The sequence below is a fragment of the Mucilaginibacter sp. GW821-FHT07H05 genome (genome assembly GCF_059418485.1).
Genome location: NZ_JBWKPY010000002.1, coordinates 827,225 through 851,198 on the forward strand (window position 1 = coordinate 827,225; position 23,974 = coordinate 851,198).

The window sequence follows — 23,974 nt, forward strand, 5'->3', positions numbered from 1 at the left end:
TGTTTAGGGTTTAGCTTGAGCTGTTGTGGTTGTTATCCAATTTTTTAATTGCGGGCACGACTGGAACTCCGGATCGATACGGATAAAGGTTTCCTTACGTTTCTTTTCAAACCACATGCTAACGGTGCGGCTCATTTTTTCTTCATAAGCTATTTCCTTCAGCTTTGGGAAATCCTGTGCCAGGTTGGCTTTATGCGCGTCGGTAACCGATTTCAGGTACAGTATGCGGTAGCTTTTTTTACCTTCCTGGTCGGTATATAATACCGGTTTGGAGATCCCGCCTACTTTCATCGTATCAACAACCAGTGCTATCTGCGGGTCCAGTTTATCTGTAGGGATATAGGTACTGCGTGTTTGCACGTTCTCGGCATTCAGCATCATGCCACCGTTAAACTTGGTTTCTTTATTGTCCGAATAAAAAGAAGCGGCGTTAGAAAAATCGATCTTTTTGTTGGTAGTGATCAGGGTATAAATACTATCGGCCTTTGCCTTATCCCGATCAAGGGCTGCCTGTGTAATGGACGGCATGATGAGGATATGGCGGGCGTGCACCTGCTCGCCGCGGCGTTCTATCACCTGCAAAACGTGGAAGCCGAAATCTGTTTCAAAAACCGGGGATATTTCGCCAGCCTTTAATTTAAAGGCGGTAGCCGTAAATTCTTTCACCATAGCGTTACGATCAAAAAAGCCCAGATCGCCGCCCTCAACTGCCGAACGCTGATCCTGCGAATAAGAACGAGCCAGCAGGCCAAAATCTGTACCCGCCTTGGCGCGTGCGCGCAAATCCTCAACCTTTTTACGGTATTCTTCTTTTTCCTCTTTGCTTAATACCGGGTTCAATACAATTTCGCCCACTTCTACCTCTTTATTGTAGGTGGGTAAGCTATCTTTAGGGATGCCATCGAAAAATTTCTTTACATCCTGTGGGGTAACGTTTATCTTTTCGGTGATCTTTTGCTGCATCCGCTGAGCAACCATCGACTCGCGGATATCTGCACGGATCTCATCTTTATACTGAATGGTAGAACGGCCTAAAAAGGCTTCCAGCTTATCCTGCCCGCCGGCCCGGCCTATCATGCTGCGCATACGGCGGTCAACTTCGGCATCCACTTCGTCTTCTTTTACGGTAACACTGTCTATAACCGCTTGCTGGGCCAGTAATTTTTGAGTAACCTGCTGCTGCAGCAACTGGCATTTAAACGCGGGGGTAACCGCCATGCCCTGTGCCTGGTATTGCGCGTATAACGATTCGATATCCGACTGTAAAATAATGCTGCTGCCTACTACACCGGCCACTTTATCCAACACACGCACCTGTGCGCCCGCAAATAATGCTGAAAATATAAAAACTAAAACGGCTATGCCAAACTTTCTCATGTATCTCTTTTATAGTAAAAACGCTTAAGCCGCAGCTTAATTTAAAGCCCGAATTTCGGAAAATTATTTGATTATGAAGCTATAACAATATCAAAACATCATTATTACACTTAATACTGCGAATATGCTGATAAAGCTTCAAACACTTTAGCTATTTTTGGTTAAAATTTGTTAAATATATGTTAGCCGAAAATCCGCTTGCCCTATCTTATATCCTGCCCGGCGACGTGTTTTTTTTGCCGGCCGACAGATCGGCGTTGGCTACATTAACACCAGAAGTTGCCGAGGCACCATCACCCGTACAAGTTGAAGAACCGGCTGTTGTTTATACCGCACCTGTTGCATCAGCACCGATTATTGAGGCCGGGGAAGCGATTATTCCGCAAATACCAACCATTGTTCAACGCGTTGTTACAACAGTTACAGAAACGCAACAAGTGGTGTTTAAGTATACCGGCGGCTATCAGCAAAAATTCCTGGTCCTGGTGCATTATCCAGATCATGATGTGATGGAACCGGGCCACCTCAGCGCGCTGGAAAGCACCATTAAACGCCGCGAATTAAGTATGGACGATATCGCCATTTTTAATATTGGCAAATACCCGGGTACCGAACTGAAAGCTATCGGTAAGTTTTTTAAGCCTAAGCGGATGTTGCTATTGGGCAAAGATACCTTCCCCGCGGGGCTTCCCGAGCCGGTGTTTAACCAACTGACCATGCTGGGTACCTGCCAGTTGCTTTACAGCTATAGCTTTGGCGAAATGATGGGCAATAAGGAAAACACCAAAGCGTTTTGGGAACAGATGAAAATGCTTTAATTATGCCACAGCAATTAGTTTTTGCCACCAATAACCGCCATAAGCTGGATGAAGTGTCGGCTAAAATTGGCAACGAGTTTACGCTTTTAACGTTGGCTGATATTGGCTGTGCCGCCGATATTGAAGAAACCGGCCTTACTTTTAAAGAGAATGCGTCGATAAAAAGCCATTATATTTTCGACCATTACCACCTGGATTGTTTTGGCGACGATAGCGGACTGGAAATTGATGCGCTGAACGGGCAGCCGGGGGTGTACTCGGCCCGCTATGCCGGCGAGCATGGTAACCACACCGCCAACATTGCTAAAGTACTGCAAAGCATGCAGGGTTTAAGTAACCGCAAAGCCCGTTTCCGCACGGTGATCTCATTAATATGGCAGGGTGAAGAACATTTTTTTGAAGGGACGGTTGAAGGCGCCATCCGGCACGAAGTATCGGGCACCGGGGGCTTTGGGTACGACCCCATCTTTCAACCCGATGGGTACGATATTACTTTTGCCGAAATGAGCATGGAGGAAAAGAACAGTATCAGTCACCGCGGCAGGGCTATGGATGGACTAATCACTTTTTTGAAAGGTCAACCTCAACCTGCACTCTCCAAATAGTAATAGCGCATTAATAGCCATTACGGATATGAGTTTATAAGGGTAGTCCCCGCTGGGGACAATTCCTTTTTTTCTTCCCTGCTACAAACAGGTAACCCCTCCGGGGCACAGAAGCATTATCGAATACTGATGGATCATACAAGTTCTATGTCCCAGAGGGGTTACCTGTTTGTAGCAAACGTAACAGAAACCATAATGCCCCGGCCAGGGGCTACCCTAAAATGTCTATTCATGGGCTATTACTTTCCCATGGAGAGGGTTAAAATTTTAGAAAGCCCTATCCCCGAAAGAAGATTTGGGCTTTTTTACTAAATTGCACACGTAACCAATTATACCGTTATGAAAAAACTGTTGCTATTAACCGCGCTATTGTTTTCCGCACAACTGTTTGCGCAAAAAAAGGATAATACCCCAAAAACATACGATCTGCTGATAGGTACTTATACCACCGGTACCAGTAAAGGGATCTCGGTTTATCGTTTTTATACCGAAACCGGCAAAACGGCCTACCTGAACCAGGTGACGGGCATCGATAACCCATCGTACATCTGTATTGCCAAAAACAACAAGTTTGTATACTCGGTTAACGAGGTGGGCGCCGACAGGAAGGGCAGCATCAGTTCGTTTTCGTTCGAGCCGAAAGTGGGTAAGATAGAACTGGTCAACCAACAGCCATCAACAGGTACCGGGCCTTGTTATATATCGGTTGATAAAGCCCAAAAGCATGTGTTTGTGGCCAATTATGCCAGCGGTGCTTTATCGGTGCTGCCGGTTAATAAGGATGGTTCATTGGCCCCTGTAATTCAAACCATCAAGGATCAGGGCCACGGCCCCAACAAAGCCCGGCAGGAGGGCCCACATGTGCACACGGCCATGCTATCGCCCGATGAAAAGTATTTGTTGTTTACCGACCTGGGTACCGATAAACTGAATATTTACCGCTATAAATCTGGACAGGACCAGCCGCTTAGTCCGGCCGATCCATCGGCGTTTGACGTATTGCCCGGCCACGGCCCGCGCCATATTGATTTTTCGCCCGATAAAAAATACATGTACCTGATCACCGAAATGGCCGGCGTTATTTATGTGTATGATTATGATGGCCCCAAATCAAAACAACTGGAGGCGATTAGCCTGGTAGCCGATGGCTATAAGGGGGCAGTTGGCGCGGCCGATATCCACGTGTCGCCCGATGGTAAATTCCTGTATGCCACCAACCGCGGCGATGCTAACGAAATTGTTGTGTTTGCCATTAACCCGGATAACGGGCGGTTGACATTTGTGGAGCGCAAATCGAGCATGGGTAAAACCCCACGCAATTTTGTGATAGACCCCAGCGGCAACTACCTGCTGGTAGCTAACCAAAACAGCGATGATATTTACGTTTTCCGTATAAACAAAACAACCGGTAAGCTTACGCTCACCGGTTCTAAAATTAGTATTGGTAACCCCAGTTGCCTGAAATTTACAGCGGCAGAGTAGCAGATGTGCAAATGTGCAGATGTTACATTTACACTTGATTAATGGCGGATGTGCAGATGATCATTTGCATATCTGCACATACACGCATTTGCACATCTACTTCACTTTACTAAACGTATAAATAACATACGCGGTGCCACTACCTACCGATACCGGGCTTTTCAGTGTCATGGTGCTTCCATCGTTCCCGGCTACGTATAACTGGTAGCCCGCGGTTACATTTTTAGCTTTATCGCCTTCAAATATTTTCTTGAACTGGAAGATCTGGTTGTTAGGGTCAGAATTGTTTACCGACCAGAAAATGGTTTGCGATACGCCGCTGGTAAGGGTGTACTGGCCGTTACCGCTATTGGTTAAATTCCAGGTGCTGCCGCGGAAAGTAGCGGGGCGCGACTGATCGAACACGTTTTGTACGGCGCTTTCTAATATGCCATCATAAGTGATATTAGTGATGGTCCAGGTGCCGGTAAACTTGCCCCTTGATGCCGGAGCAGTTGATATGGCCCCCTTTGGTGTAGAGCATGACGAAATAACGAAAGCTACAGCTGCGATAATTAAGGTAATACGGAATATCTTTTTCATGGTTTATTTATTATATATACTTGCATAACGCAAATATGGGAAAGTAGTTTGAAGTAATTTACTTGGATGATGTATGATATTATATTAAAAGGGTATTATTTATAGGGTTGTCCTTTTATATATGTATATTGGACATATTATTAACAACTTAACCTTATCATGAAGAAGCCTTTTAAAACCACCTCGTTAATCGTACACCGATTAATTATTCTATCGAGTATTTGTTTATTATTAATTATAGGTATTTATTCGTGCAAAAAGGAAAAGGATCAGGCAGATTCTGGCGATGAAACTCCAACAAGCCAGCAGCCAGCAAAAAAATTCATTGAAGCACTCAGCAAAAAATCACTTTTCAAAGTTTTTTAGATTCAACAAAAAATGTTGCTTCAGGAAACCTAAACAAGTTGATGAGCAAAGCGCAGGTCACTGCAGGGCAATTAAAAATTAACGATGCCGGGCCTAATAACAACCTTATCTTATTTGTTGACAGCATAAAACAAATAAACAGTGCCGGCCATCAAACTTTTACTTTCCCTGTTAAACAAACATCTATTTACGATGTGAGCTTCCGGAATTTGGTTATTGACGTTTATGATAACAATGTAAGCGCATTTTTAACCACATATACTCCTGATGCAACATACATCAGTAATTATCAGCAAAGCATTAAAGGAAAATTTAGCGGCAAGGTGCATCTTGACCCTTTTGATCTTTATAACACATCGGGTGGAAGTATTCAGGTGTTTTCTACCCGGCTTAAAACCATGCTTCAGCTATGTACAACTGTTATTGTGTATAATGGGTCGTATGCTGTTCCCTGTACTTGTGGCCATCACCATATGCCTTGGCAAACAGAATGCGGATGTGAAGGGGCAGGCGGAACAGGCCCATACTGGCAAGACACATATATCCCTGTTACTACCTGCGAAGACATAACTTTACCACCCTCCGGCGGTGGCGGCGGTGGTGGGGGTGGCCCAACAACTCCTCCAACAACACCTCCTGATTATGACCCCTGTCCGCCTGTAAATGTAGCATCAAGCGGGTTGAAAGTGCAGTATGCAGAGGGGGAGCCGCCGTGTATACCGCCGGTGGTAACTCCAACAATAAACCCAGAAGATCCTCAATTTGACCCAATACTACCAGAATTAGTAGACACAACGGGATTATCAAAATATCCTACATTTAAAAACATTGTAACAAATTTGCCAGGGTTTTTGCAGCAATATCCAAACGTGTTAAATGCCCTGTCCTATTATACCGGATTTTCAAACGCTAAAATCCTTCGTTTAATGAGACCGGGAGTAGGCCCTAAGGTAACTGTCGTGCGGAATTTACAAAATTCGAGGGGAGCAGAATTATTTGGACATTATGATAAAACAACAAAAACATTGGAAATTAACGAAAGTTTAGTTTTAGGATTAGATGCTGCAAATCTATCAAAAACAAAGCAGGCAACGGCGCTACTACTTGTAATCACTACTTTGCATGAATTTGTACATTATGGGCGCGATGCTAATCATTTGAATAGTTTATATATTGATCCGCAAACAGGTGCAGGATATGAAGCTGGTTGGACTTTTGAGGCAAACATAGGTCCATCTGGAGGTATAACAGTCTACACAGCCATCGAGTGGCTTAATTTTTATCCTTATAATTTTTAAAATGAAAACGTTTATATTTTTAATATCTATTGCCTCGGTTTTGAGCAGTTGTTCAGGAAAAAAAGCCAAGGATATGAACAATGATACCAGTGATCTTCTTAAAGTTATATTTAAATCTGATCAAATCGAAAACCATATTGTACCATCCAGTATAGATAGTATTTTCATTGTAAAAAATCGTTTTTATAATCAATCCTTCCCTTTAAAATCTCACAGGTTTATTATAACTTATTTAGATGATTCTAAATTGTTACGTCAGCATAATCCGTTAAATATACAAACCTTAGATACAAGGATGAGGCTTGATATTCCAATATTTACTATAGCAGGAGACTCCGCTCGTATTGCATTATATAGCTTTAATTTTGGGAGTTCTGTAGATTATCACCTTAAAAAGCGAAACAATAAATGGCATATTATAAAAGCTGATGAAGGGATGGAATGAAAAAAGACATTCTTTTTAGTATCATTAACTTTGCTATCATTTGGCTGCAATCGCGACAAAAACCACTGCGGTTCATCGGCAAAGTTTAAGGTTAATAACCAAGCTACTTCAACAGCAATGATAGGGATCAGTCCGTCGCCAAATGTAAAATTGGTTATCCCTAAAATCTTATCACATTCAAGTATCGATACCGCTATTTGTTTTGATAATGTTCCAAAACAGGATGGTTATTTTTCTATTCATGTTAAACATGCTGGATTAGATACTATCATACATACGGGCTATTACTCTAATGGCTTCTCGTCCCCAGGCTATAGCCAAATAATAGTTTTAGAGCATGATGTGAAATTTGAGGAAGTAATATGATTGGGGGAATGCCTAAAACAAAGAAAGTCCGAAGCAAAACTTCGGACTTTCTTATTTCATCGATAAATCACACCCTCGCCTTGCTCTCCTCAATAATCTGCTTATAGTAATTTTCGTATTGCGGCAATATCAGGGCCAGGTCAAACTCTTTGGCGCGGGCCAGGGCGTTTTCCTTAAAGATGTTCAGCCGGGTTTCGTCCTGTAAAATGTATATCGCGCGTTCGGCCATGGCATCTACATCGCCTATGTCACATAAAAACCCGGTTTGGCCTTCCAGGTTTAATTCGGGCAATCCACCGGTGTTACTGCTAATTACCGGCACCTTGCAGGCCATGGCTTCCAAAGCCGCCAAACCAAAACTTTCAGACTCGGACGGCATCAGGAACAGGTCGGATATAGATAGGATCTCTTCTACCGCGTCCTGCTTGCCTAAAAAGCGCACGTTATCGGCTACGCCTAAGTCGCGGCAAAGCTGCTCGCATTCGGGGCGTTCCTGCCCGTCGCCCACCATCAGGAGTTTAGAAGGGATTACGGCATTGATCTTAGCGAAGATCTTCACCACATCCTGCGTGCGTTTTACCTTGCGGAAGTTGGAGGTATGCACCAGTATCTTTTCGCCGCCGGGGGCTATAGCCTTTTTAAAATGGTCGCGGGGTTTCAGGGTAAAGCGCTTTAGGTCTATAAAATTATAGATTACCTTAATATCGCGGGTGATCTCAAAAAAGCGGTAAGTATCATCTTTCAGGTGTTGCGATACGGCTGTTACCCCATCGCTTTGGTTAATAGAAAAGGTAACCACCGGTTTATAGGTGCGGTCGTTACCCACTAAAGTAATATCGGTACCGTGCAGGGTTGTAATTACCGGGATATGGATGCCATAGGTGGCTAAGATCTGTTTAGCCATAAACGCCGCCGAAGCATGCGGAATGGCATAGTGCACGTGCAGGATATCCAGTTGTTCGTGAAGCACCACGTCAACCATGCGGCTGGCCAGGGCAAGCTCATAAGGCGGATAATCAAATAAAGGATATTTACTTACGGCAACTTCGTGGTAAAACAAGTTCTCCGAAAAAAAATCCAACCGGGCGGGCTGGTTATAGGTAATAAAGTGGACATGGTGGCCATTATCAGCCAGGGCCTTGCCCAGTTCGGTAGCAACTACACCGCTGCCGCCAAAAGTAGGGTAACAAACAATTCCGATTTTCATTAAAGCTGGATTGTAAATTTTTTTAACATCAAAATAAGCCTTATTGTAAATAATTAATATCGGCTTTATGATACAAGTGTAACTCCAATTAATTGCAAAAGTGTTAAGTTTATGTAAAATATAAAGGACACTGTAAATTTGACAAGCCGGCAACTTTTTGATTTTAAACCGTTTTATTGGTTTTTATATTCCATCAAATATATTACCTTGTAACTTTACAGCATATTACGATGCTTTACATACATTTGAAGCGGAAAGGCGACATTCAGCAAGTAAGCTTATCCGGAAAAAAATTTCCTTTTTGTAGTATTAAAACTTAAAGGAATAAAAACCTTTTATTTGCAGCAACGTATACATAAGATATGAACATAGATTCCCGGCCGGTAAGTATTTTATTAGTTGACGATGATGAGATCAATAATTTCATTAGCATCAAACTTATTAAAAAGGCGCTTTTAAACACAGAAATTACAGCTTGCCTAAATGGGAAATTCGCGATAGATCAGCTTCTGGATATGAAAAGCAAAGAATCGGGCAAATTACCCGATTATATTTTGCTGGATATTAATATGCCCATTATGAATGGCTGGGAGTTTTTGGACGAATACGAAAGACTAAAAATAGACCCTGAAGGTAAAACCAAGATATTCATTATCTCCTCTTCGGTGTTCAGTAATGATATCAGCAAGGCAAAATCATATCCGCTGGTGGTTGATTTTATATCTAAACCGCTGAATATTGAAAAAATAAACGAGCTTTTTTCAAAAGGCGGTAAAAGCTAAGCCGGCTTTACCGTAAACGTATCGTTAGCATACTGCACCGTACCTACCGGGTTAGATTTGGCGTGATAGAACAGACATTTCCAGCCTTCGGCCGCGGCTATTTTACCATACTCTTCGCGCAGCTGCATGGCTTTGCGGCCATCGTAATCATACTTAGCCATAAAGCGGCGGATCAATTGTTCGGGTTCCGGCAACTCATCACCGCCAAAAAAGCATTTATCGGTACCGTCATTCAGCCACCATACCTGATGGTTAGGGCAATGCCCGCCCGATAGCTCGTACCGCATACCCGGTTTAAATTCGCCCGATCCTTCTACAAACGTTAATTTGGCCGAACGCTCTAAAACTTCAAATATGTCTTTATGATAACTGGATGATTTGCCGGTAATAGCAAACTCCCACTCGCCTTTTTGTATAACGTATTGGGCATTGGGGAATGATGGTTCAAAGCGCCCGTGCTGCTCAACCACTAAACCGCCCGAGTGGTCGTAATGCAGGTGCGACATCAATACCAGCGTTACCTCGTCCGGATCGAACCCTGTATTGCGGATATGCTGGTGCAGCCAAAGTTCGTCGTGGGTATCTTTATAACCCAGGCCGGCGTCCAGCAAAATCAGATCGTCGCCCATTTTTACTAAAAACGGGTTTACATGGATAAATAAAGATGCCGGCCGGTCGCGGAAATTATCCACCTGCGGATCAAAAGGAACAAACTTTTTGGTAGCATCAACCGAATAAGAACCCTCACCTAATACAAAAATTTCCATTATGCAGCTTTCCCGATATTTGAATGTAATTTTGGATCAAAGATATTAACCACTGGTGGTAAAAGTATCAGGTATGGGTAAAATATACTTTGCGGGTTATTTAACCACAAAGTACACAAAGGGAGAAGCCACAAAGGGCACAAAGCTTTGCGGGTTTGATAACTAATTTTTACTTTGTGATCTTTGTGAAATCTTTGTGCCCTTTGTGGTTAAATTGCCACCATATTAAAACATGCAGAAACGCTGGACAATAAAACAAACGCAGGATGAAAAGGCAGTACAGGATTTAGCCGCCGGCCTGGGTATTGACACCGTTTTAAGCAGCCTGCTGATGCATCGGGGGATCCAAACCTATGATGAAGCTAAATATTTCTTCCGCCCGCTGATAGAGCACCTGCACGATCCATTCCTGATGGCGGGCATGGAACAAGCCATTGAGCGGATAGATAAAGCCATCAGTCAAAACGAAAAGATCCTGATCTACGGCGATTATGATGTGGATGGCACCACCTCGGTAGCACTGGTGTATAGCTTTTTCAGTAAGCGTTACCATAAATTGGAGTATTACATCCCCGATCGTTACCTGGAAGGCTACGGCATTTCCACAAAAGGGATAGATTATGCTGCGCAAAACGGCTTCGCGCTCATCATCGCGCTGGATTGCGGTATTAAATCGGTTGATAAAATCGCTTATGCCAATACTTTAGGGGTGGATTTTATTATATGTGATCACCATTTACCCGGCGATGAATTGCCTGCTGCCGTTGCTCTGCTCGACCCTAAACGACCGCAATGCAGTTATCCTTATAAAGAACTTTCGGGCTGCGGCATTGGCTTTAAACTGATACAGGCCTATGCCCAGGCACATGATATCCCCTTTGAAGAAATTACCATATATCTCGACCTGATAGCCATTAGCATAGCCTGCGATATAGTGCACATTAACGGCGAGAACCGGGTACTGGCCTATTATGGCCTGCAGCAAATTAACAACAACCCCTGCATTGGCGTAAAGGCGCTGATGGGCGTCGCGGGCAAAAGCACTACGTATACCATTAGTGATGTGGTTTTTTTGCTGGGCCCCCGTATTAATGCCGCCGGGCGCATTGATGATGCCAAACATGCCGTAGCGCTGCTGATAGCCTGCCATGAAGATGACGCCAACGCCAAAGGGCTGCTCATCAACATCCAAAACCAGGAGCGTAAGGAGCATGATGTGAATATCACCGGCGATGCGCTGAGTATGATAGATAATGATGCGGTATTGATCGACCGGAAATCGACCGTGGTTTATAACGAGGGCTGGCACAAAGGCGTAATAGGCATAGTTGCATCCCGCCTGACGGAGAAATATTACCGCCCAACCATTGTGTTAACACGATCTAACGGACATGTGGCCGGTTCGGCGCGGTCGGTGAGGGGTTTTGATCTGTACGAGGCCTTGTGCGGTTGCGCCGACCTGCTCATTCAGTTCGGCGGGCATAAATACGCCGCCGGGTTAACCATGAAACCCGAAAACGTAGAAGCCTTTGCGCAACGGTTTGAGGAGGTAGTGAGCGCCACCATTACGCCCGAACTGCTGATACCCGAGATACTGATAGATGCCGAACTGGAATTAAAACAGATCGATCCGAAATTTTTCAGGATATTGCAGCAGTTTGCACCTTTCGGGCCCGAAAATATGTCGCCGGTTTTCCTGAGCAGAGATGTGAAGGTTAGGGGAATAGCGGGCCTGGTAGGCGGCCAGCATATTAAAATGACGGTAGAACAAGCGGGCTCACCTATATTTGAGACCATCGCTTTTGGACAAAGCGAACACCTGGATAACATTAACAGCGGGCAGCCGTTTGATATCTGCTACAGCATAGAAGAAAACGTGTGGCGCGAAAGGCGCAGCATACAATTGAATATAAAAGGAATCCGCTTTTAAGTCAAAAGTTCATAGTCGTAAGTCTGAAGTTATCTTCTAACTTATGACTCAAGACTGGAGACTTACGACTAAAACTTAAAATATGAGCGACCAGATCAGGCAGAATTTACGGGCTGAGAATTTAGTAAAGAAATACAAACAGCGTACGGTAGTGAACCACGTATCGTTCAACGTGTCGCAGGGCGAAATTGTGGGTTTGTTAGGGCCTAATGGCGCGGGTAAAACCACATCGTTTTATATGATAGTGGGATTGATAAAGCCTAATGAAGGCGATATTTACCTGGATGACGAGATCATCACCAAAGACCCGATGTACCGCCGCGCGCAAAAAGGTATTGGCTATTTAGCGCAGGAAGCATCCATCTTTCGTAAATTATCTGTCGAGGATAATATTAAGGCCATACTGGAAATGGGCGATATGACCCGTGTACGCCAGGAAGAAAAACTGGAAGAACTGATAGATGAATTTAGTCTGCATAAAGTGCGCCGTAACCGTGGCGACTTATTATCGGGCGGTGAACGCCGCCGGACCGAAATTGCCCGCGCTTTAGCCGCCGAACCGAAATTTATTTTACTGGATGAGCCCTTTGCCGGGGTTGACCCGATTGCCGTAGAAGAGATCCAGGCGCTGGTGGCCAAATTAAAGCACAAAAACATCGGCATATTAATTACCGATCACAACGTACAGGAAACCCTGTCCATTACCGACCGCGCCTACCTGTTATTTGAGGGAAAAATACTGGAAAGCGGCGAGCCCGAAGTGCTGGCTAATAACGAGATGGTGCGCAAAGTATATCTTGGCAGTAATTTTGTTTTGAAAAGAAAGGTATTTAATCCCTAAATTGCGGTAAATACCAATTTACCTATATGACGATATTTAACTCGGTTTTTACCTGGTTTATTAAAAAGCGCATCCACCAGATAGAGCTTTTTATGAAATACCCGCACGAGGTACAGGAAGAATGGTTTGATCAGCTGATATCCTGGGCCGAAAACACCGAATGGGGCAAAAAATATCATTATAGAAGCATCGAGAACTATAACCAGTTTAAAGAGCGCGTCCCCATCCAAACCTACGATACGCTAAAACCCTACATTGAGCGCATGCTGAAGGGCGAGCAAAATGTGCTTTGGCCTTCGGAGATCCGTTGGTTTGCCAAATCATCAGGCACCACAAACGACCGCAGCAAGTTTATCCCCGTAAGTGAAGAGTCGTTAGAAGAATGCCACTTTAAAGGCGGTAAGGATATGTTGACGCTGTACTTCAACAACCGCCCTAATGCGCGCGTGTTTACCGGGAAAAGTTTAACCCTGGGCGGCAGCGCGCAGGTAAGCCAGCTGAATGCCGATACCTTTTCGGGCGATCTGTCTGCCGTGATCATGAAAAATCTGCCCCTTTGGGCCGAATTTTACCGCACCCCGCACCTGGATATTGCCCTGCTGGAAAACTTTGACGAGAAGATTGAGAAAATGGCCTATGCTACCAAAGATGTCAATGTAACCAGTATCAGCGGCGTACCCACCTGGAACCTGCTGCTGTTTAAACGCATTTTAGAAATTACCGGTAAAAACAACCTGCTGGAAGTATGGCCAAATTTGGAGCTCTATTTCCACGGCGCGGTTAATTTTACACCTTACCGGGAGATGTTTAAGCAGCTGATCCCCAATGATGAGATGTATTATATAGATATTTATAATGCATCCGAAGGGTTCTTCGGTATACAGGACACGGAAGAGAACGGCGATATGCTGCTGATGCTGGACTATGGTATCTTTTATGAGTTTTTGCCGTTTGAACACATCCACGACGATCATCCGCCAACCCTCACCCTGGATGAGGTGGAGCTGAATAAAAACTACGCCCTCGTTATTACCACCAATGCTGGCCTGTGGCGCTATATGATTGGCGATACCGTGCGTTTTACCTCGCTGTCGCCCTATCGTATCCAGATCACCGGGCGTACCAAGCACTTCATTAACGCTTTTGGCGAAGAACTGATTATAGATAATGCAGAGCGCGCGCTTGACCGCGCCTGCCGCTACACCGGCGCTACTATTCGTGATTATACAGCAGCCCCTGTGTATTTCTCAGAAGATGCTTCGGGCAGCCATGAGTGGCTGATAGAGTTTGAGCAAAACCCGCCGGAGTTTGATCGTTTTATTGACCTGCTGGACGAAACCCTGCGTAAGCTTAACTCCGATTACGATGCCAAGCGATTTAAGGATATGGCCCTGCGTCGTCCGCTGGTTCACCCTGTACCGCAGGGCACCTTCCTGCAATGGATGAAAGAACGCGGCAAATTAGGCGGTCAGCATAAAGTCCCTCGTTTGGCTAATGACCGGCAATATGTGGATGCTATTTGGAAAATGCTGAATAGGGAGAAGGTAGTAGTTTAGGGTTTTTATGCCCTCGCTCGGCTCCAGCCGAGTGAGCACTATTTCCCGGCCTCCGGCCGCTATTATAAAATCATTATATTCAGGGCGGCCGGAGGCCGGGGAATAATCGTCACTCGGCAGGAGCCGAGCGACTGCTTTTATTTTTCAATATTTATATGTCCGAATTACGCAAAGCAAATTCAGATCGCCCGTTTTTTGTAACGCTAACCGTTGTTGGTTGGATAGATGTTTTCAACCGGAATGAATATTGTGAAGAGATCGTCAAAAACTTAGAGTATTGCCGCACACACAAGAAATTGAGGGTATATGCTTACTGTATTATGAGTAGCCATATTCATTTAATCGTTGCTAATGACGATGGACACTTATCTGATATTCTTCGCGATTTTAAAAGTTACACTGCTAAAAGGATCATCAAATTAATTACTGATAATCCGCAAGAAAGCAGAAAGGAATGGCTGTTATATCTGTTCAAATTCTTCGCGAAAAATTCTGTACAGAATAAAGAATATCAATTTTGGCAGAAAACAAGTTATCCCGTCGAATTGATCAGTAATGCTGTTTTTGATCAGAAGGTGAATTATATACATCGTAATCCCATGGCTGCTATGATCGTTAATGACGAATCGGCTTTTGTTTATAGCAGTGCAAACCCTGATTCGCCTTTTAAGGTTGACGAAAGTTGACGACGGCCGGAGGCCAGATAATAGTTGTCACTCGGCTGGAGCCGAGCGACTGCATTTGGTTTTTACTAAAGCATATCGAATTAACTGCACTCGCTCGGCTCCAGCCGAGTGAGCGTTATTGCCCGGCCTCCGGCCGTAATGGACACTGCTTATTATATTCAGAGCGGCCAGAGGCCGGGGTATAACCGTCACTCGGCTGGAGCCGAGCGACTGCGCAGGTATAAAGCAGAAAAGGCAGCCAAAACGGCTGCCTTCATGCTTTATACAATATCCTAAAGCCCTCTCCTTCGGGGAGAGTTGGGAGGGGTTTACTTTATCAAATGCTTCAACTGGATGATCTCCTCTTCTTCCAGGAACCTCCAGCGGCCGCGGGTAAGATCCTTTTTGGTTAGGTTGGCGTAAATGGTGCGGTCAAGCTTTACTACTTCATAGCCCAATGATTCGAAAATCCGGCGCACAATGCGGTTTTTGCCGCTGTGGATCTGTATGCCTATCTCCTTTTTAGTACCACCAGCTACGTATGATATCATATCAGGCTTAATAAAGCCGTCTTCCAACTCTAAGCCGAAACCAATTTTGTTCATATCGCCCTGGCTTAAGGCTTTGCTTAATTCAACCTGGTACAATTTAGTAATGCTGTTGCGCGGGTGAGAAAGCTTATCAGCCAGGTCGCCGTCGTTGGTCATTAATAATAAACCGGTAGTGTTGCGGTCGAGGCGGCCAACCGGGTAAATCCGTTCACGACTGGCTTTTTCTACCAGCTGCATTACGGTGCGGCGCTCCTGCGGATCGTCGGTCGTAGTAATATAATCCTTCGGTTTATTTAATAAGACGTAAACCATTTTCTCGCGTTTCAGGGTTTCGCCGTTATAGCGTACCACATCTTTCTGCGGGTTTACTTTATAGCCCAGTTCGTTGATTACTTCGCCGTTTACCGATACCACACCAGCAACAATCAGCTCATCGGCCTTACGGCGCGAGCAGATGCCGGCATTAGAGATATAACGGTTCAGGCGGATCAGTCCGTCGTCAGCCGGCTTATCTGCCTTTTTATTACGACTGCGCATAACGCGTGTGGGCTGGTCCTCGTCGCGGCGTTCACGGGCTGGGCGCTGGGCGTAACTACTTTCTTCCCTTTTGCGGAAAGGTGTATCATTAGCACTGTCGCCTTCGCGTTTTTTATAGCCGGTACCGGCTGATGTTGGTTTGTTGTCGCGGTCACCAAATGGTTTTTTATCGCCGTAAGGTTTCTTATCACCGGCGGCATCGCTGCCGTAGGTTCTTTTAGGGCGGTCGCCGTAAGGCTTTTTATCTCCGGGGGTATCGCTGCCATAAGCTCTTTTAGGGCGGTCGCCAAAGGCGGGTTTATCACCAAATGGCTTGCGGCCTGCGCCGAATGGTTTTTTGTCGCCATAAGGCTTTTTATCACCAGCGGCATCGCTGCCATAAGCTCTTTTAGGCCTGTCGCCAAAGGCTGGCTTGTCGCGTTCGCCGGTTGAGCGGTTGCGGCCTGCGCCAAACGGCTTTTTATCGCCGTAAGGTTTTTTGTCGCCTGCGGCATCGCTGCCAAACTTGCGTGCGGGTTTATCGCCCGGGCCGTAGCCTGTGCCTGCTGGTTTACGCGAATAGGATTTGGGTTCGGATGAATCGCTGGTATAGCGTTTCTTTGGGCGGTCTGCATCAGGCCTGTCGGTGCCTGCTGCGCCTGATCTGCCGCGGGTTGAAGATGCTGGTCTTTTTGGACTGTCTCCCCTGGCGGGCCTGCCGGATGTGTTTCCGGATTTGTCGTCGCGACCGTTCCGTGGATTTTTAAATGCCATATTTTGTTGTTTAGCGCTTCTCAGCGGGGGTGTAAAGGTACAACATTTTCACATTTTTTTAAAACATTTTTGGCGATCTAAATGTTTGGTTTTCTGGACTGTAAATGCTGGTTTTGGGGATAGTGAAAACGGCCTGAAACACTAAGGTTTTCATAAGTATTTGATATTCTGATTTATATATGTATCTTTGCAACGCTTTATCGCCTATTTGTTTACTAAAAAAACACGAATGATTAAAAAACACTTAATTACGTGCTCCGTAATTTTGGTGCTGTTTATCGTTTCTCAACTGTTTATTAGCAGTACAATTTTAAAGAGAAAAGCAGTATCTGTTAACACTATCGACAACAAATATGTCAATAGTGTCCCGCTTCTGATTTGGCACAATAACGATGCCAATGAAGAAATTAATTTTGCCGACGAAGCCATTCCGGCAAATAATGCAGGGGTTAACCGCAAGCTAAAACGTTCGTTACGCAGCAACAGCTATCGTAACATACAATCAAATGTTTTACACAAAAAAGCACTGGCCTTGTTCCCCATAATTGAGCCGATACTGAAAATGTATGGTATACCCAATGATTTTAAGTATATCCCTTTGGTAGAATCGGGCTTATGTTCGGGAACATCACCTCGTGGTGCACGCGGCTTATGGCAGTTTATGCCCGGTACCGCGCGTACTTACGGATTAAAGGTTAATAAGAACATTGATGAGCGGCTTAACGTCCGCAAATCAACCATTGCAGCCTGTGTGTACCTGAAAGAGTTATATGGCGAGTTTAACAGCTGGACATTAACCGCCGCTGCCTATAATTTAGGTTCGGTTAAATTGCAAAGGGCCATTAATAAGGGCAACAAACGCAATTATTTTTTAATGCACCTTAATGCCGAAACCGGCAGCTATGTGTATAAATTAATAGCCATGAAAGAGGTAATTAATAAACCTGAAAATTATGGCTATAAAAACAACTACAGCTGGTTAAAAACATCACAACTTTTAGCCGCTAATTAACAGCAAAACAAAATTACGGAGCGATGATCAGCCCGGCTTACCGATATGGTTTGCCGGGCTTTTTTTATAAGCCTATGTTTTAAAAAGCGCCAATATTTTTTGTTGACGGGTTGCTTCAGCCAGTTTTTTGGGAGAGATGCCCTCGTTATTTTCCTTATCGGGATCGGCACCATATTGAAGCAGCAACGATATTTGCGCTGTTTTATATTTTCTTTTTACGGCAAAAAACAGGGCGGTTTTACCATCCTTGCCGGCAGCGTTAACATCGGCGCCGTTTTGCAAAAACCACTCGGCCACATCAAATCTTCGCCAGTTAAAAGCCGCCATAAAAGGGGTATCGCCATCGGCCCTATCGTCAATTATAGCCCCGTGTTTTTTAAACAATGCAGCGGCTTTTACATCGTTATACCAGGCAATGGCAAACATACAATGCTGCGCGTCGGCGCCAAGCGAAAGCAGGTGAGTATAAAGTTTTTCGTTACGGCCGCGGGTATAGGCATACCAAAGCGGCGTAGCGGGGAAAAAGCCGCATCCATCTTTAATTTGGTGGACAGCATTAATATCCATGCCATTTTTTAATAACAAATCCAGTATCGCCAGGCTCGCGTCGGCTTTCTGCTGATCATCCCCTACAACAACTCCACCCAGGTAATGCAGCGCGTTTTTACCGTCATCTTCGGCCCAGGCGGCCCATTTGGTATCCTGCTGAAGCATAGTTTCAACAGCGGGAAAATCCAAACTTTTAATAGCCGTAATAAGTTTATTCATAGCGATCGGTCATCTGATTATCAATCTAATATAAGTAGTATTTAAAATCAAATAATGTTTGCGTTTCAAATTAAACATCGGCTGGACAAGGCACAGTCCGGAATAGCTGATCACTTGTGTCCTGATAAAATAAACGGACAAAAATTATACGCACCTAACGCAACTGTTTTTAAAAAAGCTACGTATTAATGCTTTATCGCGTTAGCTTTATGGCATTACGCTTTCCATAACATATATCACAGTATATGTGGTAAAATGATTACTATTTAACCTGCTATGAAACGGATATTACCCGTCATTGTCCTATCACAATTTTTTTGCACCTCGCTTTGGTTTGCGGGGAATGCCATTATGGGCGATATAGCCCGGCAGTTCAGGCTGGAGCCGGGTTACCTGGCGCACCTGGCCAGCGCAGTACAATCGGGCTTTATTACCGGCACTTTAGTTTTTGCCATATTAAGTTTTGCCGATAGGTTTTCTCCATCAAAGGTGTTTTTTAGCTGCGCTATTGTTGCCGCGTTAATTAACCTTGGTATAAGTATTAATGGCATCAATTCGTCCGAGCTGATCACCCTTCGGTTTATGACCGGCTTTTTCCTGGCCGGGATCTACCCGGTAGGAATGAAGATTGCGGCCGACCATTACCAGCAAGGCCTGGGCAAATCATTAGGCTTTTTAGTAGGCGCCCTGGTTTTAGGCACCGCTTTTCCGCACCTGCTAAAAAGCATGACAGCCACCCTGCCCTGGAAATACGTGATCTACACCACCTCATCGCTATCGGCCCTTGGCGGTTTAGCCATGTTTTTATTTGTACCCGATGGCCCTTACCGCAAACCGGGCCAGCAATTAAATTTAAATGGATTTTTAACCGGCTTCCGCGATAAAAAATTCAGGGCCGCGGCTTTTGGCTATTTCGGGCATATGTGGGAATTGTATGCCTTTTGGGTGTTTGTGCCCGTAATATTAGCCGCTTATAAGATGCGTTATCCCGATGCCGATTTTAGTGTGCCCTTGCTATCCTTCCTGATCATTGCATCGGGCAGTGTGGCCTGTGTTATCGGCGGACTGATCTCGCAACGTTTAGGGGCTAAACAAACGGCTATCATCGCTTTATCCACATCGGGTATTTGCTGTGTGATTTCTCCATTGTTTTTGTTCAATCATTCAACTGTGGCGCTTGTTGTGTTCCTGTTTGTATGGAGCATGGCCGTAATTGCCGATTCGCCGCTTTTCTCTACCATAGTAGCGCGCAATGCCCCTGCCGAAGCGAAGGGCACGTCGCTAACCATTGTAAATTGTATCGGTTTCTCTATCACTATTGTGAGCATACAATTGCTTAACGCCCTGCGTACAGATGCTAACGCACAATATATTTATACGCTGCTGGCCATTGGGCCGGCGCTGGGTTTGGCTGCGCTGTTTAGGGATAAAGAAGGGACTTAATTACTCATAACCATTTACCAGCACAGGCTGATAAATTCCTTTAGCGCATTTGATTCCGATATCAACCCCGGAGAAATAACGCGATTTTGAACCGGGCAATAAAGTGATTTTATTATGTTTGCAATATATTACAATCGATTGCAGTGTATCGACCTGAAGCAATTCAGTTGATGATATCTTTAAACCTATTTAGCGAAGCCAGACCTGGCTGTAAATAAAATTATGATGAAAATAAACCTGTTCGCATTTTTTTCAGCGCTGATGCTGACAGTATGCTCTGCCTCGGCCCAACGGGGCTTGAAGTTATGGTATAACAAACCAGCCGGCAATTGGAACGAGGCCTTACCTATTGGAAATGGCCGGCTGGCTGGCATGATATTCGGTAATCCTGGTACAGAGCGCATTCAGCTTAATGAAGAAACGGTTTGGGCTGGTGGCCCGCATAATAATGTTAACCCCGATGCCAGGCAGGTTATACCTCAATTAAGAAAACTGATAGACGAAAAAAAGTATGTAGAAGCACAAGCTTTGGCCAACCAAAAAATGTCATCCAGGCAAAACGGAATGCCTTACCAAACGGTGGGAAGTTTGTATATTAAATTTCGGGGGCATGAAGTGGTACAGGATTATTATCGCGATCTGGATATATCCAAAGCGGTATCAACGGTAACTTACACGGTTAACGGCATTCATTTTAAGCGGGAAATATTTGCTTCGTTTATCGATCAGGCTATCATTATCCACCTCACTGCCGATAAACCAGCAGCTATCAGTTGCGATCTGTCGATGAATTCGCCCATGCCTGCCCAACAGGTAAGCGTTGTAAACAAGGTGCTAAAGCTCGATGGCAAAGGAGGGGCAAAAAGCGATATTGATGGCGCTATAAAATTTCAGGCACAGGTTAAAGTTGTTAATACCGGCGGAGTGCTAACCGGGAACGATACGCTATTATCTGTTAAAAAAGCTAATTCGGTTACCATTTATGTAGCCATGGCTACTAATTTCAACAATTATCATGATGTAAGCGGAAATGCCGGAGAACGTGCCACCGCTTACCTTAATGCCGCTGTAAAAAAAGCATATCAAACAGCGCTTACCGGTCATATTGCTTTTTACCGCCGTTACTTTAACCGTGTTAGTTTCAGGCTTGGGCAAGACGGGGCTCCTGATAAACCGACAGATGAAAGGATCAGGGACTTTAATACCGGTGGTGATTTAGCTTTAGTTCCGCTGTTTTATCAATTTGGGCGTTACCTGTTAATATCCTGTTCGCAGCCGGGCAACCAGGCTGCCAACCTGCAGGGTAAATGGAACGATTTAACTTCGCCGCCGTGGGGTGGCAAATACACGATCAATATCAATACCGAGATGAATTACTGGCCGGCCGAAGAAACAAACCTGTCTGAACTGACTGGGCCACTTATTGATCTGATAAAAGACCTCTCCATAACCGGGCAGGAAAGCGCTTCAAAAATGTACGGCGCGCGTGGGTGGATGGCCCACCACAATACCGATATATGGCGGATAACCGGGCAGGTAGATCGCGCCTATTACGGCATTTTTCCAACCGGGGGCGCCTGGTTAACCCAGCACTTATGGGAGCATTATTTATATACCGGCGATAAAGTCTTTTTAAAGGAAATTTACCCGGTATTGCGCGGGGCATCGATGTATTTTGTGGATGTATTGCATGAAGAACCAGAGCACCATTGGTTGGTCGTATCGCCGTCCATGTCTCCCGAGCACGATTTTATCCGCGATGGACTTGTTGGCCCGGTATCATTAACCCAGGGCACAACCATGGATAACCAGATTGTGTTCGACCTGCTAAGTAATACCATTGCCGCCGCGAAAATACTGCATACCGATAAAGCGTTTACCGATACCCTTGAAGCTAAAAGAGACCGTTTACCACCCATGTATATAGGTAAATGGGGCCAGTTGCAGGAATGGCTTGACGATTTGGATAAGCCAGGCGATAAGCACAGGCATATATCACAATTGTTTGGCCTGTTCCCGGGTAAGCAGATATCGCCTTACGCGCACCCCGAATTAATGGAAGCTGCGAAAAATATACTAAACAGCCGGGGCGACGTATCAACAGGCTGGTCAATGGGCTGGAAGGTTAATTTCTGGGCGCGGCAGCTGGATGGCGACCACGCGTATGAATTGCTTAAACAGGAATTAAAGCCCGCACCAACAGGCGATCCTAAAACCGCAGCTGGCGGAGGCACCTATCCCAATTTGTTTGATGCGCACCCGCCTTTCCAGATTGATGGTAACTTTGGTTGCACGGCGGGCATAACCGAAATGCTTTTGCAGAGTTACGATGGCGATATCCATTTGCTTCCCGCCTTACCAGAGGCCTGGCCGTCCGGATCCATTAAAGGTATAATTGCCCGCGGAGGCTTTGTTATAGATATGGATTGGGCTAACGGGAAAATCACCAGCCTGACGATAACTTCTAAATTGGGAGGCAATTGCAGGCTAAGGCTTCCTGATGCCTTAAGAGGCGTTGGTTTTACATTGAAACCGGCTATTGGGGCAAACAGTAATAAGTTATATATGGTAAACGCTATTAAACAGCCTGTTATTGCCGATCGGTCGGTACTAAAAGGGATGAGTTTTAAAGCTACTAAGCAATATGATTTTGAAACAATAGCCGGAAAAACGTATATCTTAAAAGGGATATAAATGTTTCATTTCGGTAAGCTTACAGTATTATAGGACGAAGTTACGCTACGCTAAACTTCGACCAGGCGGGGGGCCTCAGACTCGCGGGAGCGAGGAATTATTTTTGACTAATGACTATAAATTCAATCACAATATCATTTGGCATCTTATTAGCATTGTCAAGTCTGCCATCTGCCAATTCGGGAAACTTAATAATATTCATAAGATAAAAAATGTTCCTATCATTTTTGTCGTTAAAAGAAAGATAGCCGTCTGGACTCGCAAATTGGTATGGGTTGTGAGATTACTTCTGTCTTGACTTTAAAAAAGGGGACCTCTGTGCAGCCTTCCTAACCGGGCTTTTTAAGGTTAACTTTAAAATCAATGATCAACGATTGTACTTATTATGGCCTTATCCAGCACTAAACCATGTTAGCTTATAAAAAGTAAAAGCCCAACCACGTTTAGTGATTGGGCTTGATTGTTATAGGCAGATTAAATTGCTGTATAATTATTAAAAAAAGCGGGGACATAAGGCTGAAAACGTCATAAGTAAGCCATTCACATTTTGATATTGACCCTGAATCTATTTATCTTTTTTAGTATTAGTGGGAACGTTTAAGGAAGAAATCGAGGCGTTTTTGAGTGCAAGCAATTTTTTATATTCCAGATCAGAATAAGCAAAATGAATCCCTAAAAGGAGTTTTACGAATTTCTCGTTTTTAAAAGTATCGTAATCTTTGGGTTTACAAACAGTGATAATTTGCAAGCCCACTGTATCTTTTGTATTCGGAAATGTTATCGTGACATCGTTTCCATAAAATGCATAAATTTTATTTTGTTCCAAATTATCAAAATCATCTCGATAATGGATGCCTTTAATCTCACTACCAAATATAGTGCTATAAAAAAAACGACGGTCAATGATACCATATGTTTCTTTAAACTGGCTTAGTAAAATACCGGTTTTTGGAAACACGTACAACCTACGATCATTTTTATCATAACTTTTTTGGGTGCCATTTTTTACATTTGTAAGCATTACAGCATTCCCAATGAAACCTTGAGGTAAGATATAAGCTTCCTTATCAGCAAATTTACAGGAAGCAAGTAAAGGAAGAAGTAAGAGTAAATTTATTGTTTTCATAAA

General features: G+C 44.5%; 21 protein-coding genes. 14 read left to right on the forward strand and 7 right to left on the reverse strand.

The genetic code is table 11. From position 1 onward, the window contains the following. Positions 1-3: 3 nt before the first annotated feature. On the reverse strand, positions 4-1,377 hold the full coding sequence (locus AC07M6_RS07750) for a peptidylprolyl isomerase (protein WP_494888422.1): 1,374 nt from the start codon (positions 1,375-1,377) through the stop codon (positions 4-6). A gap of 179 nt (positions 1,378-1,556) precedes the next feature. Here AC07M6_RS07750 and AC07M6_RS07755 point away from each other — a divergent pair, with 179 nt between their 5' ends. From AC07M6_RS07755 to AC07M6_RS07765, 3 genes are all read left to right on the forward strand, one after another. Then, positions 1,557-2,195 (forward strand): hypothetical protein, encoded by a 639-nt coding sequence (locus AC07M6_RS07755; protein ID WP_494888423.1) that lies wholly within the window; start codon positions 1,557-1,559, stop codon positions 2,193-2,195. A 2-nt stretch (positions 2,196-2,197) separates the two neighbouring features. Continuing rightward, complete coding sequence (locus AC07M6_RS07760) at positions 2,198-2,800, forward strand: non-canonical purine NTP diphosphatase (protein ID WP_494888424.1); 603 nt, start codon at positions 2,198-2,200, stop codon at positions 2,798-2,800. A 339-nt stretch (positions 2,801-3,139) separates the two neighbouring features. Continuing rightward, entirely contained in the window at positions 3,140-4,282 is a 1,143-nt protein-coding gene (locus AC07M6_RS07765; RefSeq protein WP_494888425.1) for a lactonase family protein, read from the forward strand. A gap of 96 nt (positions 4,283-4,378) precedes the next feature. On the opposite strand, the gene AC07M6_RS07770 is transcribed toward AC07M6_RS07765, so the two are convergent. Further along, positions 4,379-4,864, reverse strand: coding sequence for a hypothetical protein (locus tag AC07M6_RS07770; RefSeq protein ID WP_494888426.1), 486 nt, complete (start codon positions 4,862-4,864; stop codon positions 4,379-4,381). A 159-nt stretch (positions 4,865-5,023) separates the two neighbouring features. Here AC07M6_RS07770 and AC07M6_RS07775 point away from each other — a divergent pair, with 159 nt between their 5' ends. Genes AC07M6_RS07775 through AC07M6_RS07785 form a run of 3 tightly spaced genes read left to right on the forward strand, consistent with a single transcriptional unit; the run spans position 5,024 to position 6,973 of the window. Continuing rightward, the gene (locus AC07M6_RS07775) at positions 5,024-5,230 is read left to right on the forward strand and encodes a hypothetical protein (RefSeq protein WP_494888427.1); all 207 of its coding nucleotides are present in this window, start codon (positions 5,024-5,026) and stop codon (positions 5,228-5,230) included. 41 nt (positions 5,231-5,271) lie between these two features. Further along, positions 5,272-6,528 carry a hypothetical protein gene (locus AC07M6_RS07780; protein ID WP_494888428.1) on the forward strand — a complete coding sequence of 419 codons (1,257 nt, stop codon included), beginning with the start codon at positions 5,272-5,274 and terminating at the stop codon, positions 6,526-6,528. Position 6,529: 1 nt separating this feature from the next. Then, positions 6,530-6,973 (forward strand): hypothetical protein, encoded by a 444-nt coding sequence (locus tag AC07M6_RS07785; RefSeq protein ID WP_494888429.1) that lies wholly within the window; start codon positions 6,530-6,532, stop codon positions 6,971-6,973. A 433-nt stretch (positions 6,974-7,406) separates the two neighbouring features. Here the strand turns inward: AC07M6_RS07785 and bshA are convergent, their stop codons facing one another. Continuing rightward, positions 7,407-8,546 carry an N-acetyl-alpha-D-glucosaminyl L-malate synthase BshA gene (gene bshA / locus AC07M6_RS07790; RefSeq protein WP_494888430.1) on the reverse strand — a complete coding sequence of 380 codons (1,140 nt, stop codon included), beginning with the start codon at positions 8,544-8,546 and terminating at the stop codon, positions 7,407-7,409. Positions 8,547-8,908: 362 nt separating this feature from the next. Here bshA and AC07M6_RS07795 point away from each other — a divergent pair, with 362 nt between their 5' ends. Further along, on the forward strand, positions 8,909-9,328 hold the full coding sequence (locus AC07M6_RS07795) for a response regulator (RefSeq protein WP_494888431.1): 420 nt from the start codon (positions 8,909-8,911) through the stop codon (positions 9,326-9,328). Here the strand turns inward: AC07M6_RS07795 and AC07M6_RS07800 are convergent. Next, the gene (locus AC07M6_RS07800) at positions 9,325-10,095 is read right to left on the reverse strand and encodes an MBL fold metallo-hydrolase (protein ID WP_494888432.1); all 771 of its coding nucleotides are present in this window, start codon (positions 10,093-10,095) and stop codon (positions 9,325-9,327) included. The two genes, AC07M6_RS07795 and AC07M6_RS07800, sit on opposite strands and share 4 nt — an antisense overlap. A gap of 232 nt (positions 10,096-10,327) precedes the next feature. On the opposite strand from AC07M6_RS07800, the gene recJ reads away from it, so the two are divergent. From recJ to AC07M6_RS07820, 4 genes are all read left to right on the forward strand, one after another. Next, positions 10,328-12,025 (forward strand): single-stranded-DNA-specific exonuclease RecJ, encoded by a 1,698-nt coding sequence (gene recJ, locus AC07M6_RS07805; RefSeq protein ID WP_494888433.1) that lies wholly within the window; start codon positions 10,328-10,330, stop codon positions 12,023-12,025. An 82-nt stretch (positions 12,026-12,107) separates the two neighbouring features. Then, a complete protein-coding gene (lptB, locus tag AC07M6_RS07810) occupies positions 12,108-12,866 on the forward strand; it encodes an LPS export ABC transporter ATP-binding protein (protein ID WP_494888434.1) in 759 nt (252 codons plus the stop codon). A gap of 26 nt (positions 12,867-12,892) precedes the next feature. Then, positions 12,893-14,422: a GH3 auxin-responsive promoter family protein gene (locus tag AC07M6_RS07815; RefSeq protein ID WP_494888435.1), complete on the forward strand. Its 1,530-nt coding sequence runs from the start codon at positions 12,893-12,895 to the stop codon at positions 14,420-14,422. A gap of 155 nt (positions 14,423-14,577) precedes the next feature. Further along, complete coding sequence (locus AC07M6_RS07820; RefSeq protein WP_494888436.1) at positions 14,578-15,108, forward strand: REP-associated tyrosine transposase; 531 nt, start codon at positions 14,578-14,580, stop codon at positions 15,106-15,108. A 308-nt stretch (positions 15,109-15,416) separates the two neighbouring features. On the opposite strand, the gene AC07M6_RS07825 is transcribed toward AC07M6_RS07820, so the two are convergent. Then, a complete protein-coding gene (locus AC07M6_RS07825; protein ID WP_494888437.1) occupies positions 15,417-16,928 on the reverse strand; it encodes a pseudouridine synthase in 1,512 nt (503 codons plus the stop codon). 229 nt (positions 16,929-17,157) lie between these two features. Between AC07M6_RS07825 and AC07M6_RS07830 the strand changes: the two genes are divergently transcribed. Beyond that, on the forward strand, positions 17,158-17,940 hold the full coding sequence (locus tag AC07M6_RS07830; protein WP_494888438.1) for a lytic transglycosylase domain-containing protein: 783 nt from the start codon (positions 17,158-17,160) through the stop codon (positions 17,938-17,940). A 72-nt stretch (positions 17,941-18,012) separates the two neighbouring features. On the opposite strand, the gene AC07M6_RS07835 is transcribed toward AC07M6_RS07830, so the two are convergent. Next, positions 18,013-18,708: an ankyrin repeat domain-containing protein gene (locus tag AC07M6_RS07835; protein WP_494888439.1), complete on the reverse strand. Its 696-nt coding sequence runs from the start codon at positions 18,706-18,708 to the stop codon at positions 18,013-18,015. Between the two features lie 276 nt (positions 18,709-18,984). Between AC07M6_RS07835 and AC07M6_RS07840 the strand changes: the two genes are divergently transcribed. Both AC07M6_RS07840 and AC07M6_RS07845 read left to right on the forward strand, forming a co-directional pair. After that, positions 18,985-20,151, forward strand: a complete 1,167-nt coding sequence (locus AC07M6_RS07840; protein ID WP_494888440.1) for an MFS transporter — start codon at positions 18,985-18,987, stop codon at positions 20,149-20,151. Positions 20,152-20,373: 222 nt separating this feature from the next. Beyond that, entirely contained in the window at positions 20,374-22,845 is a 2,472-nt protein-coding gene (locus AC07M6_RS07845) for a glycoside hydrolase family 95 protein (protein WP_494888441.1), read from the forward strand. 565 nt (positions 22,846-23,410) lie between these two features. Here the strand turns inward: AC07M6_RS07845 and AC07M6_RS07850 are convergent. Further along, positions 23,411-23,971, reverse strand: coding sequence for a DUF6843 domain-containing protein (locus AC07M6_RS07850; RefSeq protein ID WP_494888442.1), 561 nt, complete (start codon positions 23,969-23,971; stop codon positions 23,411-23,413). Between the last annotated feature and the right edge of the window lie 3 nt (positions 23,972-23,974).